11 protein-coding genes are annotated in these 13,082 nt (G+C 35.3%); 6 read left to right on the top strand and 5 right to left on the bottom strand.

The features are described from left to right. A partial coding sequence (locus tag ACFSTE_RS20990) for an Ig-like domain-containing protein (RefSeq protein ID WP_378298394.1) occupies positions 1-3,406 on the top strand: 3,406 nt, incomplete at its 5' end. Between the two features lie 72 nt (positions 3,407-3,478). Here the strand turns inward: ACFSTE_RS20990 and ACFSTE_RS20995 are convergent. Further along, complete coding sequence (locus tag ACFSTE_RS20995) at positions 3,479-3,892, bottom strand: DUF6438 domain-containing protein (protein WP_176029013.1); 414 nt, start codon at positions 3,890-3,892, stop codon at positions 3,479-3,481. 11 nt (positions 3,893-3,903) lie between these two features. Then, a complete protein-coding gene (locus ACFSTE_RS21000) occupies positions 3,904-4,890 on the bottom strand; it encodes a putative zinc-binding metallopeptidase (protein WP_378256816.1) in 987 nt (328 codons plus the stop codon). Between the two features lie 116 nt (positions 4,891-5,006). On the opposite strand from ACFSTE_RS21000, the gene ACFSTE_RS21005 reads away from it, so the two are divergent. Genes ACFSTE_RS21005 through ACFSTE_RS21015 form a run of 3 tightly spaced genes read left to right on the top strand, consistent with a single transcriptional unit; the run spans position 5,007 to position 9,080 of the window. Further along, entirely contained in the window at positions 5,007-5,528 is a 522-nt protein-coding gene (locus ACFSTE_RS21005) for an RNA polymerase sigma factor (RefSeq protein ID WP_378256814.1), read from the top strand. Positions 5,529-5,582: 54 nt separating this feature from the next. Next, positions 5,583-6,491, top strand: coding sequence for a FecR family protein (locus tag ACFSTE_RS21010; protein ID WP_378256812.1), 909 nt, complete (start codon positions 5,583-5,585; stop codon positions 6,489-6,491). Next, positions 6,492-9,080: a TonB-dependent receptor gene (locus ACFSTE_RS21015; protein WP_378256810.1), complete on the top strand. Its 2,589-nt coding sequence runs from the start codon at positions 6,492-6,494 to the stop codon at positions 9,078-9,080. It begins immediately after the preceding gene. A 20-nt stretch (positions 9,081-9,100) separates the two neighbouring features. On the opposite strand, the gene ACFSTE_RS21020 is transcribed toward ACFSTE_RS21015, so the two are convergent. From ACFSTE_RS21020 to ACFSTE_RS21030, 3 genes are read right to left on the bottom strand one after another with little or no spacing between them, the layout of a single operon-like run. Further along, complete coding sequence (locus ACFSTE_RS21020) at positions 9,101-9,769, bottom strand: DNA-binding response regulator (RefSeq protein WP_176029017.1); 669 nt, start codon at positions 9,767-9,769, stop codon at positions 9,101-9,103. Positions 9,770-9,782: 13 nt separating this feature from the next. Further along, the gene (locus tag ACFSTE_RS21025; protein ID WP_378256808.1) at positions 9,783-11,717 is read right to left on the bottom strand and encodes a tetratricopeptide repeat-containing sensor histidine kinase; all 1,935 of its coding nucleotides are present in this window, start codon (positions 11,715-11,717) and stop codon (positions 9,783-9,785) included. A 55-nt stretch (positions 11,718-11,772) separates the two neighbouring features. Beyond that, complete coding sequence (locus ACFSTE_RS21030; RefSeq protein WP_176029019.1) at positions 11,773-11,937, bottom strand: hypothetical protein; 165 nt, start codon at positions 11,935-11,937, stop codon at positions 11,773-11,775. Between the two features lie 379 nt (positions 11,938-12,316). Between ACFSTE_RS21030 and ACFSTE_RS21035 the strand changes: the two genes are divergently transcribed. Together ACFSTE_RS21035 and ACFSTE_RS21040 are read left to right on the top strand one after the other, a co-directional pair. Further along, entirely contained in the window at positions 12,317-12,808 is a 492-nt protein-coding gene (locus tag ACFSTE_RS21035) for a hypothetical protein (RefSeq protein ID WP_176029020.1), read from the top strand. Positions 12,809-12,833: 25 nt separating this feature from the next. Next, positions 12,834-13,058 (top strand): hypothetical protein, encoded by a 225-nt coding sequence (locus ACFSTE_RS21040; protein WP_176029021.1) that lies wholly within the window; start codon positions 12,834-12,836, stop codon positions 13,056-13,058. Positions 13,059-13,082: the final 24 nt, after the last annotated feature.

A 13,082-nucleotide genomic window follows, 5' to 3' on the forward strand; every position in this document is an offset into this window, starting at 1 on the left:
CACCCCGTTGATCACAGGTACAGCGGATTCTTCAGATAGTTTAACAGTAACGGTAGATGGAGTTACCTATAGCGAAGGAGACGGGAATCTGGTAGACAATGGCGACAATACCTGGAGCTTAACGATTCCGGCAGGTAATGAACTAACTACAGATGGTAGTTATGATGTAACCGCTGCAGCCACTGATACAGCTGGTAATACAGCTACGGATACCACTTCCGGGGAATTAACAATCGATACAGTAGTCCCTACAGTTCCAACAGTAGTTAGTCAGACCACCAATGATACAACTCCGGTGATCACAGGTACAGCAGATTCTTCAGATAGCTTAACAGTAACGGTAGATGGGGTTACCTATAGCGAAGGAGACGGGAATCTGGTAGACAATGGCGACAATACCTGGAGCTTAACAATTCCTGCGGGTAATGAACTAACTACAGATGGTAGTTATGATGTAACGGCTACAGCTACTGATACAGCTGGTAATACGGCTACGGATACCACTTCCGGAGAATTAACAATTGATACAGTAGCGCCTACAGTTCCAACAGTGGTTAGTCAGACCACCAATGATACAACTCCGGTGATCACAGGTACAGCGGATTCTTCAGATAGTTTAACAGTAACGGTAGATGGAGTTACCTATAGCGAAGGAGACGGAAACCTGGTAGACAATGGCGACAATACCTGGAGCTTAACAATTCCTGCGGGTAATGAGATCAGTCCTGACGGGACCTATGATGTAACGGCTACAGCCACGGATACAGCTGGTAATACGGCTACGGATACCACTTCCGGGGAATTAACAATCGATACAGTCGCGCCTACAGTTCCAACAGTGGTTAGTCAGACCACCAATGATACAACCCCGGTGATCACAGGTACAGCGGATTCTTCAGATAGTTTAACAGTAACGGTAGATGGAGTTACCTATAGCGAAGGAGACGGGAATCTGGTAGACAATGGCGACAATACCTGGAGCTTAACGATTCCAGCGGGTAATGAACTAACTACAGATGGCACCTATGATGTAACGGCTACAGCCACTGATACAGCTGGTAATACGGCTACGGATACCACTTCCGGGGAACTGATCATCGATACAGTAGCGCCTACAGTTCCAACAGTGGTTAGTCAGACCACCAATGATACAACCCCGGTGATCACAGGTACAGCAGATTCTTCAGACAGCTTAACAGTAACGGTAGATGGAGTTACCTATAGCGAAGGAGGCGGGAACCTGGTAGACAATGGCGACAATACCTGGAGCTTAACAATTCCGGCAGGTAATGAACTAACTACAGATGGTAGTTATGATGTAACCGCTACAGCCACGGATACAGCTGGTAATACGGCTACGGATACCACTTCCGGAGAATTAACAATCGATACAGTCGCGCCTACAGTTCCAACAGTGGTTAGTCAGACCACCAATGATACAACCCCGTTGATCACAGGTACAGCGGATTCTTCAGACAGCTTAACAGTAACGGTAGATGGAGTTACCTATAGCGAAGGAGACGGGAATCTGGTAGACAATGGCGATAATACCTGGAGCTTAACGATTCCTGCGGGTAATGAACTAACTACAGATGGCAGCTATGATGTAACCGCTACAGCTACTGATACAGCTGGTAATACAGCCACGGATACCACTTCCGGGGAATTAACAATCGATACAACCCCTCCTGTGGTGACTTTATCAATAGATGATATTACGACAGATAATATTGTTACAGGGGAAGAAGCAGAAGGAGTTATAGCTATTACGGGAGTTGTAACAGGAGAATTTACAACGGGAGATATTGTTACTTTAGTTATTGACGGTTCTGTTTATACAGGTACAGTAGATAGCACAGGGGCTTTCTCTGTAGAAGTTCCCGGAACGGTTTTATTAACAGATCCTGATGTGACAATAGAAGGAAGTGTTTCTGTTACTGATGCGGTAGGGAATACTACAGAAGTGAGTTCGGAGAAAGAGTATATGATTGATCCGGATGATGATGGATTAACAAATGAAGAGGAAGAAGAGATTGGTACAGATCCCACAAATCCAGATACAGACGGAGACGGAGTGATAGACGGTCAGGAGGTTATTGATGGAACAGATCCAATAGATGAATGTGATTTATTAATAACCAGTCAAGATATTACACTAAGTGTAGCATGGAATATGTTAGATTGTGATGGAGACGGGGTTACCAATGGTCAGGAAATTATAGATGGTACTGATTTTATTGATGGATGTGATATACTAGTGGCTAGTCAAGATACGGCACCAAGTGCAGCATGGGAAGCTTTAGACTGTGATGGAGATGGAGTTACTAATGGACAAGAGATTATTGATGGAACAGATCCAATAGATGAGTGTAGTATGCTTGCTATAAATCAAGATACAACTCCTAATGAAGCATGGAACGTACTGGATTGTGATGGAGACGGAGTAAGCAATGAAGAAGAAATAACAGATGGTACTGACCCTATAGATTCAGATACTGATGGGGATGGAGTGACAGATGGAGATGAAAAAACAGATGGAACTAGTGGTTTGGACAACTGTGATTACAATGCTTCTAGTATAAGTTTATCTTCAGATACTAATTGGGAACAGCTGGATTGTGATGGAGATGGAGATAGTAATGGAGATGAAGTTATTAACGGAACAGATCCTCAGGATGCTTGTAGTGTCTTAAATCAGGTAATTCCTAATATATCTTCTGCTACATATCATGTTTGGGCGATGTCTGATTGTGATGGAGATGGTGTAGTAAATGGAGTTGAAGTAGATCCTGATAGGGATGGAGAAGCAGGACCAAATGATACAGATCCTTTTGATGGTTGTAGTTATAATCAGGAAGATCAGGATATAAATATTGTTAGTGATTCTTGGATGGCGATGGATTGTGATGATGATGGAGTAAACAATGATGATGAAATTACAAACGGAACGGATTTGCTTAGAAAAGATACTGATGGGGATGGAGTTACTGATGGAGATGAAGTAAAAGATCAGACAAATGGTCTTAGTGCCTGTGATTATAATGAATCAAGCATTACATTAGTCCAGACTGTAGATGTTGACTCTTTAGATTGTGGAGGAGAAGTAATTGTTCACACAGGAGTTAGTCCTAATGGAGATGGAATGAACGACGGATTGAGAATTGAGGGGCTGGAACAATACCCGGAGAATACTCTATATATTTATAATAGGTGGGGAGTAATGGTTTTTGAAGCTAGCGGATATGAACAATCAGGTACAGCTTATTTTACGGGAGCTTCTAAAGGTAGAGCAACAGTAAAAGAAGAAGATTTGTTACCAGCAGGTACTTATTATTATATGTTAGAGTATAAGAATAAAGATGGAGAGGTTATCACCAAAACAGGGTATATTTATCTCAATAGATAACACTCTGCTGAGATAGATATGTAAAGCCTGCTTCTATTTGAGAAGCAGGCTTTACATATTTTAGGAGCCCTTCTATGGCTGTACTATAGCTTCCAGATACGTAATAATTGTTTGAATACTTTCAGGTACTTGATTTCCATGGAATTTTAAAAGCTGATTTTCGTATGAAATAATTACTTTAGGAATATCTCGAATCTCTTTTTTAATAACGGGCTTTATCGTTTTGAATTTAGAAGTTTCAAACAATGATATGATCTTGTTTAGTTCTTTATCAGAAAGTTGTTTCTGTAATACTCCCATCGTTGGAACATGATTAATCCCGTTATATAAAAGAAGTCCTTTTTTTGATATTTTAATATCATATACAGGACATGTCCCCAAACATGAAGTTTTTGAAAGTTTTATATAAGAGGAGGGCAACTCTTTTTGACTAGAAGCACATGATATTATAGTGATGAACAATGATACAATTAATACTAATCTCATAGGTGTGTATTTTAGTGTTTTCTTCGACATTGGCCATGATTTTTTCCTATTCTAGATGCTTGTTTCCATTGTCCGGCAACAGGTAGTGCCCTTTTGGATTTAGAGGAAGAAACCGTGTTTTTTCTAATAAAGTCCCTAAGCCTTATAAGCTCATTATACTCATACATCAAGTTTATTTTTTGAGAGGCAATTGATGAATTACTGTCTCTTTTGTCTTTGGTAACAAATGTGGCAAACACTTCTGCAATATCTTCTCCTGGATTTGTAGAAGCGTAAGCGGTTACAAATCGATCTTGATACATATTATAAAATTCTTGCTTTTGGGATTCGTCGTTTTGGGCGTCTTTATATGCATTCCAAATATCTTTCCAAAACTTATTGTATAAAACATTGATGTAAGCGTCATTTTTGGCACAGCCTTCTCCGGGAAAGAAGTTTGTACAATTGTCGGAAGAAGTACTACTGTCTAATTGAGAATTATCCAGGGTAAGAATATGTCCGAATTCATGAATTATTGTATAAGCCAGTTCTCCATTGGCATTAAACCCACCATCGTAGGCAAAATCAATAGCAATTCCCATTCGCCAGGTAGATAAATCTTTTTTGGTTTCGTAGACATATCCTGCAGTACCATTGGCTTCTCCCGCATAAATGATAAATTCATTCATCTTTTTTAGATAAGAAGGAGGAACTATTTTTTTGACCAGACTCCATATTTCCATATGTTTCTGAGTATCTTTTTGAAAAGTTTCATGCTTTCCGGAAACAGTATAATCTTTTTCTTTTACGAGATTTTTTCCAACCACTCGATATAACGTAATATCTCCTTGTTCTCCTTCTCCTTGCTCATCTGTAGGATCCGGGTCTGTGTGGTTTTCGGTTTCTTTTTCATCGGGTTGTACAATGATACCATCATCGTCTTTATTGCAGTTACTCAGTATCAGAACTGATAAAAAAATAATAGATAAGAATTTTAATTTTTCGAATGATTTCCTCATAATAACTATTGTTTACAATTAAATATCGGTTACTATAAATAAAAACAACATGTTACGGGAATACCCTACTTAGGATTCTGAAAAAAGTTTTAGTTTTGATAATAACAAGAAATTAAATGATGTCAGAAAACGTCAAAGATATATGTAAACCTAAGGTGTTCGAAGATATTTATAGAAGTCAATCACGTACGCTTAGAAATTATATTTATTATAAATCAGGAGATGTAGAACAGGCAGAGGATATTGTTCAGGAAGCTTTTGTAAAATTGTGGAAGAATTGTTCTAAAGTAATTTTTGAGAAGGCTGCCGGTTTTTTATTCCTCGTTGCAAAAAACATGCACCTCAATCATGAAACTCGTAAGAAAGTAATTTTCAGACATCGTCAAACATTAGGAAATACAGAGAAAAGATCTATTGAGTCTCCTGAATTTTTATTGGAAGAGAAAGAATTCATGATAAAAATAGAACGAGTATTAGCCAATCTTCCGGATGGTCAAAGAGAAGTGTTTTTACTAAATAGAATAGATAAAAAAACCTACAAGGAAATAGCAGAAATTATTGGAATTTCGGTAAAGGCAGTAGAAAAACGAATGTATAATGCCTTGTTAGTCATTAGAAAAGAAATTGGAGATGTTTAGTAGGGTAATAAGGGGAGCATCTTGTTATATTAATAGAGGATAAAGAGAAAAACCATGGAACAAAAAAATACGGATAACACTTTTCTGGTTAGATGGTTAAACAATGAATTGACAAAAGAAGAATTAGAAGCCTTTGAACAGTCTGAAAAAACGGAGCGAATACGCTATACTATTAAAAAGATAGGTACGTTAGATGCTCCTCAATATAAAGAAGAGGAAATACTGAAGCAGATTAAAGAACAACTGAATGAAGCATCAAAAATGCGTCCTCTTTTTCCAAAATGGTTGTATATGGCAGCTGCTTCGGTAGCAATACTATTAGGAATGTATTACTTTTTTGATAATAGTACGAAATTTGAAACTACTTATGGAGAAACGAAAGTGGTTTCATTACCAGATGGTTCTGAAATAAAACTAAATGCAAAAACACAGGTTTCCTATGATAAAGAAAATTGGGATGCCAACAGAACTGTATTGTTGGATGGAGAAGCGTATTTTGAGGTAGAAAAAGGAAGTGCATTTGTCGTAAAAACTAAAGAAGGAGCTGTGACGGTATTAGGAACGAGATTTAATACCAAAGTAGAAAAGGGATTTATAGAAGTACAGTGTCATGAAGGAAGAGTAAAAGTTTCAGGAACTACTATCGGAGAACGAATACTGAATAAAGGAGATGCTTTTAGAAAAATAAATGAAACCCAGAAAAATTGGAAAATTGAAGAAGAAGTTCCTTCCTGGATCAAGGGAGAAAGTACTTTTGCAGAAGTTCCAATTCACTATGTAATTACTGCTTTGCAAAAACAATTTGATGTTGTCTTTGAGGTACATTCGATAGACCAACGTGTTTTATATACTGGTGGTTTTGCGCATGATAATCTGGAAATAGCTTTAAAAACAGTTTTTGATCCTATGAGAATTTCTTATATTTTTAAGGATAAAACCACCATTGTGCTTGAGGCTGAATAAATGAAAGTACGAAACTTTTTGACGCTGTTTTTAATTCCAGTGATTACAATTTCTCAGACGAAAAAGATATTTTCATTTGAACAAATCCCCCTGACAGAAGTTTTGCAAAAAATAGAAGCGGAATATAAAATTAAATTCTCATATAATGCTAATAGGTTACAGGGAAAGACAATATCATTGTCATACACAGATAATAGGTTGGAACCTTTGTTACAAATACTCGAAAAAAAACTCGACGGATCAATAGAAAAAATAAATCACCGATATTATGTTATTCGTTTTCAGGAAGAGGGCGATGAATATCAGATATGTGGATATATAAAAGATGCTAGTAATGGCGAGGTGTTAGGAAATGTGACTATAGCAATACAAGGAAGAGATGAAGGGGCGATATCTGATGCTAATGGGTATTTCGAAATTTTGAATGCCAAAAAAGAAGATGTACTTATTATATCATATATAGGATTTTCTAGTATTGAAAAACCGGTAACAACATTTAAAAAAGGTATTTGTGCAGCGGTGATATTATTCCCTGATAATATATTGTTGGGAGAAGTTTTAATTAAAGAATACCTGATACAGGGAATTGATAAAACAGCCGAAGGGCATTTTATTATTACTCCCCAGAAGATGGGACTGATATCAGGAATGAGTGAACCCGATCTTCTAAGTAGCATTCAACAATTTCCTGGAATAGAAAGCCCGAGTGAGACTGCCTCGGGAATTTTTATTCGGGGAGGAACCCCAGATCATAATCTGGTTTTATGGGATGGGATAAAAATGTATCATACAGGACATTTTTTCGGAATGTTATCCACATTTAATCCATACATTACTAAAAAAGTAAAGTTACTTAAAAGTAATATAGGATCGTATTATGGAGATCGGATTTCCGGGGTTATTGATATTAGTACAGAAGATGAATTAAATAAAAAAGTAAAAGGAGGTTTAGGAAGTAATTTTACCCATGTAGATGGGTATATTCAACTTCCTGTATCTTCAACCACGGGAATATTGGCATCGTTCAGAAGATCATATACCGATATCGTAAGAACTATCATGTACAATCGATTTTCCGAACGAGTGTTTCAAAACACAAAAATAGTAACAGATCAAGATTTTTTTACTCCCGAGTTTTCCGAAACGACAAATGCATTTTATTTTTCGGACTACACATTCAAAATTCACTCAAAGATTACAGATAAAGGAGCAGTGACTTTGAGTAGTTTGTACACCAAAAATAAATTGGATTATCAGGCAAGCTTATTAGATAAAAGTGAAATCACAACGAATTTTTTAACTATCAATAATAAAGGGTTTAGTGTAAAATATAAGCATAAAAAGAATGCTAAATTTTCGTATGAATTATCAGGACACTATTCCAATTATGATTTAAATTATAAAGGAACCGATCTTTTTTTTGGAGAAAAAAGGACTTTGTTAGATAAAGAAAATAGATTAGAAGAGATAGGAGGAGCATTAGATACATATTGGAGGATTGGAAAAAAATGGGATTGGCGAAATGGGGTGCAGTTTTTTAATGTAGATGTTTCATACAAGATTGAGAATACATCAGACTTTCAGGATGTTTTTGATTTTGAAGATATTTATGAAGCTTCAAATATTGCTTATGCAGGATATTCAGAGGTAACCTATACAGGGGCAAAGGATATTGTGATAGGAGGTATCCGAGGAAGTTATCATCATTCATTAAACACATTTTTGGTCGCTCCTAGAATTGCATATAAACGGAAACTAACAAAACAATTGCTGGGGAAAATAGCAGCAGATACAAAAAACCAAACAGTAAGCCAGATTATTGAGTTATATACGAATGATTTTGGATTAGAAAATCAATTATGGGCAGTCGCAAACAAAAGTGATATTCCTATTCTCAAAAGTTATCAGATAGCTTTTGGCGGAGAATATAAAGCCAATTCATGGCTGATTGATATAGAAGCATATTATAAATTTATCAATGACCTGAGTTCTATAGGAAAAGGTTTTGGTACAGAAGATACCGAGGTTTTATCCATCGGAGAAAATACAATAAAAGGGATTGATTTTTTAGTTAAAAAGAAATTTACAAATTATACATCCTGGATAAGTTATAGCTATGCCAAAAGTGATTTTTTATTTGAAGGATTGAATGATGAAAAAACATTCGCTTCGAATTATGATATCAGACATTCGTTGCGGTGGTCACATACTTATTCATGGAATAAGTTTATGTTTTCATTAGGATGGGCATTTAGATCCGGAACCCCCTATACAGAAATTGTTGACCTGGAAAATGAAGGAGAAGAGATTGCGTTGCTTTATGAAGAATTAAATGGTAATCGATTGCCATTATATCACCGTCTTGATTTTTCTACAGTATATACGTTTGATGTTTCTAAACAAAAAAATATTCGGGGTAAAGCCGGTTTTTCTATCCTCAACCTGTATGATAAACAAAATGTGATTAATCGATCGTATTCGATTCTAGAGGAAGATGACCCGTCAGGAAATATATTGTATAAGCTTAGGCAAACGGATAAAGTATCATTAAGAGTGACTCCTACTGTTTTTTTTAGGCTTAATTTTTGAGAAATAGAATAGGGGATTGATTATAACAGTCCGAGATCCTTAATCATAGCTACCAGATGAATACCGTTTTTAGCCTTGAAATGCTGTTTTAATTTGTTTAAGCGCTTTTCTACAGAACTGATGCTATGAGGAGAAATATGTTCCTTTTTGAATTCTTTGGCAATTTGATCTTGAGTAAGCCCTTTAGATAAATATTTCAACAAAATAATGTCGTAATCATTCAATTCAAAAACATTTTTTTTGTTGAGAGCATTTGATATTTGAGGAGAAATATAAATATTATCATTATAAACTTCTTCTATAGAATGCTCTAGCTCTTTTAGACCATACCTGCTTTTGCATACGTATCCATTAATTTCCAGTTTTTTGAAAAATGTACTTATCTTGGTAGGTCGATCCTCTATAGAGTACATGATAACTTTAATCGTGGGTTGAATTGCTTTAATAGCGCTAATTAATTCGATACCAGAGGTGAGCTTTCGTTCTCTAAAGCAAGCTTTAAATGATAAATCGGTAATAAGAAGTTCAAAAGGAGTATTGTCCTGTTCAGCTCTTCTAAATTTCAAAAAAGCATCATCACAGTATTGAGATTGATGAATATCAATGTTTTCCGTTTTTTCCTTAAGCATGGAGGCAACACCATGCCCAATACTTCCTAGGTCTTCCGCAACTAACACTTTTTTAAACATGAGCTTTCTATGATTAATTAGGAATTTGTATTTCGGCTTTAAAACCGTTTTCTGTTTCCGAATCAAATATAAATGATCCTCCTATAGTTTTTATACGGTTTTCCGCATTGTAAAGCCCATTTCTGTAATTTATTGCTTTTTCAGTTATTCCTCTACCATTATCAGAGTAGTTTATTTTTATCAATTTAAAAGATTTAGAAAAGGTGATTGCTACGAGTTTAGCCTGACTGTGTTTTTTCATATTAGTCATTAATTCTTGCAGAACCCTATATAGAGTTACTTTTTTTTCTCTAGATATTTTTTCCCAATTGATATGATCAAACCCTTTTACAATTAGCATGGTATCTATTGGAGTGTAGCTACTCAGCATATCTGATAATTCTTCCGGGTAATTTTGTCCGGTATCAATACTGCTGTTTTCTCTGGAAATATCTCGTGTTCTGGAGTAAATATCTTCTATTTTGTTGAGGAGTTCCGGTTTGTTTTCATCTTCCAATTGTATCATTACATTGTAGATGTCATTCGCTAACTCATCATGAACCTTTTTGGATATTCTGGTTTCGGTTTTATAGGTTTCCTGTATTTTTTCTCTTTTATATCGCTGTTTTAAAAAATAAATAACGAAACATCCAATTAAAAGAATGATAATTCCACTAGAGAGAAAAATAGTCTTATGTGCTTTTTGTTTAGCGGTTTCTGTTTCTTGTTTTGCCTTTTGGTTTTTGAGTTTTAGAATTTCTTCCTGTTTTAACTTGTCGTCATATTTTATTTTAGCGAACTGTGTCTTGACTGTTAATTCTTGCTTGTATAAACTGTCCTGTAAAATGATATACCTGTTTTTTATAGGAAGATTAAGCGGAGCTAGCTTGATCAATAGTTTTAAAGCGTCTAATTCTGCCTTAGGGTTGTTTGATTTTTTAGATACAATCAAGGCTTTATCAATCCATTTTTTAGCAGCTTTAGAATCTTTATTTGCAAAGAATTCGGCTAAATGGGTATAACTGGCTATTTGCCCTCTGAGATCTTTGTTTTTTAAGCGAATATTTAACGCTTTTTGAAACTCATTTTCTACATCTGTCTGAGTGGATAGCCATTTGGCATACGCCATGTTATCGATGGCACGAGCCTTGTTTTTTACGCATTTGTTTGCCAGAGAATTATTCAGGATTGTTTTGAAGCCCTGAATGGCCTTTTTATATTTTTTGTGATCGATATAAATAGCAGATAGGTTGTTAAGATATACGAACCGATCTTTTTCAGAATCTGTAATCTCAATGGCTTTGTTATAATATTTTATAGCATCTTCATAATTTAATAATTTTCGGTGATTCGTAGCTAATACGCTATAAGCAGAAGCGATGTATTTAGTCTTTTGGGCACGAATAAGATATTGTAAGGATTCTGTGATGGTTTCTTTACTTCCAAAAAAATCACTGAAGTTTTGTTGAATCAATGCCATGTTTAATAAAGCTTTTCCAACTTGACCATTATCCCCAATCTGGAGAAAGTAATTTTTTGATTGATTAAAATAATAAAAAGCACTGTTTTGATCTCCGGTTACTTCTTTATAGTACACTCCTTTTAATGAGTAATGTTTCCCAATATGAAACGGGTTTTTTTTGAGAATAGCAGCGTGTAATAATTGAGTATTGAATAGTTGCAAGCTATCGTATTGTTTCATTAAGTAGTGAATGACACTTTTCTTCTGAAGTATTTTTAGAAGTAAGGTGTCATTCGTGTTTTTTTTGCTTAGCTCGTATGCGCTGTTTATAGCCTTGTATCTTTCTTGTAGCGGAATAGATTTGTCTTTAGCTTTTTGAAAATAAAAGAAGCTATTAGGGGGAGTAACTGTATTTTTTTCTAATTCTAAGGAATTTTTGGTACAGGAAATAAAAAGTAAAAGGTAGGTTATTAAGAAGAGACGATACAGCAAGGTTGTTTTTAACAACTAAATTTAAAACAAAAAAAAAAGCCGTACAAGAAATACGGCTTATATACTTACGTTAATCATCATCATCAGGATCTGGAGCTACCTGCCCATCATCTCCTTCTGTAGATTGATGTTCAAATTCGAGTAATATCGGATCATCAGATGTCGTATCCTCTGAACATGAGGTTAAGTTGGTAATGACGCACAATGCGATCATTGTATAAAATATTGTTTTCATTTTTTTTTAAATAATTTCAATTTTAGACAAAGGGGGAGCTAGTCATAGTATGCTATGACTAGCATCCCACGGGTTCTATGGAGTACTCCGATATTTTGATTTTGGGAAGAAGGAACCGATACGAATCATTTTATATCCCTCCCTGTTTAATATAAAATCGACCGTATTACGGGTTTCCGTAAAGATTAGTTTTGTACAATTGTTATGTTAGCAAAGTATAACAGAAACTAATTCTTGAGGCAAAGAAATAATAGTTTCAAGAAGGGAATACACACAAACTGTATACTTGTTTTATACAAGTTTCGAACATCAGTAAACAAAGGGGTTTCATTAGATATGAAGAAGGGTTAATCTAAGTTGTAATTGGTATTGTATAATAATGGATCACGAAAAAGTTGGAAGAATAGTAAAAGAGGTTTTCGAAAAAGCAAAAAACGAATGTGTTTCACATTCAAAAAATGCATTGTCTAATCATGTGGCCGATGAAATAGAAGAAAAAAAGTATGGACGAATAAGCTATATGACGATTAAGAGAGCCTTTGAAAGGTATTTATTTGAAGAAATAAATAGAGGGAAACCCTCTAAAGAAACAATCGATTTGTTTTGTAAATATCTCGGCTTTACAAATTATAAAGACTTTATAGACGAGAAAGAAAAGAAAGTTTTAATTCGGAAGGATGATGCAGAGAGAGTTGAGGCAGGAGGAAAAGGTGAGGAGGGGTCTCGCTATTTTCCTCCTGTATATGTTTTGATACAGTTCATAGCTGTTATGGAAGGAATTCTTTTTTTTATTTTGTTGGTATGTTTTTTTTGTTTTCGGTCAGAATACCAATGCTGTACCAATCGAATCCGACCAGTGTACTCTGAATAAATTAAAAAAATGCGATGATTATATAGTGTTAGATAAAGTAGAGATAGGAACCGAAGACACATATAGTACTTCTACCGATATTGATAAGGGGAAAATTCCTTTAGTCTGGTATGAAAAAGATAAAGATGGTACCCCCAGATTCTTTGTAGCACCTACTATAAATGATTCTATAGACAGAGTTGTAGAAGAAATTAAACATTATATTTTAGAAGCATATAGAAGAGATAGTATTTTGTATAGAAAGAAATAAGAAGTATAACTAATAAGGCGATCG

Origin of the sequence: Aquimarina hainanensis (assembly GCF_042684685.1) — a bacterium.
GTDB lineage: Bacteria > Bacteroidota > Bacteroidia > Flavobacteriales > Flavobacteriaceae > Aquimarina > Aquimarina hainanensis.

What these genes read in the sequence shown, in the direction of transcription:
- ACFSTE_RS20995 (WP_176029013.1), bottom strand. Translation starts at nt 3,892, where the DNA reads ATGAGATTAGTATTAATTGTATCATTGTTCATCACTATAATATCATGT.
- ACFSTE_RS21000 (WP_378256816.1), bottom strand. Translation starts at nt 4,890, where the DNA reads ATGAGGAAATCATTCGAAAAATTAAAATTCTTATCTATTATTTTTTTA.
- ACFSTE_RS21005 (WP_378256814.1), top strand. Translation starts at nt 5,007, where the DNA reads ATGATGTCAGAAAACGTCAAAGATATATGTAAACCTAAGGTGTTCGAA.
- ACFSTE_RS21010 (WP_378256812.1), top strand. Translation starts at nt 5,583, where the DNA reads ATGGAACAAAAAAATACGGATAACACTTTTCTGGTTAGATGGTTAAAC.
- ACFSTE_RS21015 (WP_378256810.1), top strand. Translation starts at nt 6,492, where the DNA reads ATGAAAGTACGAAACTTTTTGACGCTGTTTTTAATTCCAGTGATTACA.
- ACFSTE_RS21020 (WP_176029017.1), bottom strand. Translation starts at nt 9,769, where the DNA reads ATGTTTAAAAAAGTGTTAGTTGCGGAAGACCTAGGAAGTATTGGGCAT.
- ACFSTE_RS21030 (WP_176029019.1), bottom strand. Translation starts at nt 11,937, where the DNA reads ATGAAAACAATATTTTATACAATGATCGCATTGTGCGTCATTACCAAC.
- ACFSTE_RS21035 (WP_176029020.1), top strand. Translation starts at nt 12,317, where the DNA reads ATGGATCACGAAAAAGTTGGAAGAATAGTAAAAGAGGTTTTCGAAAAA.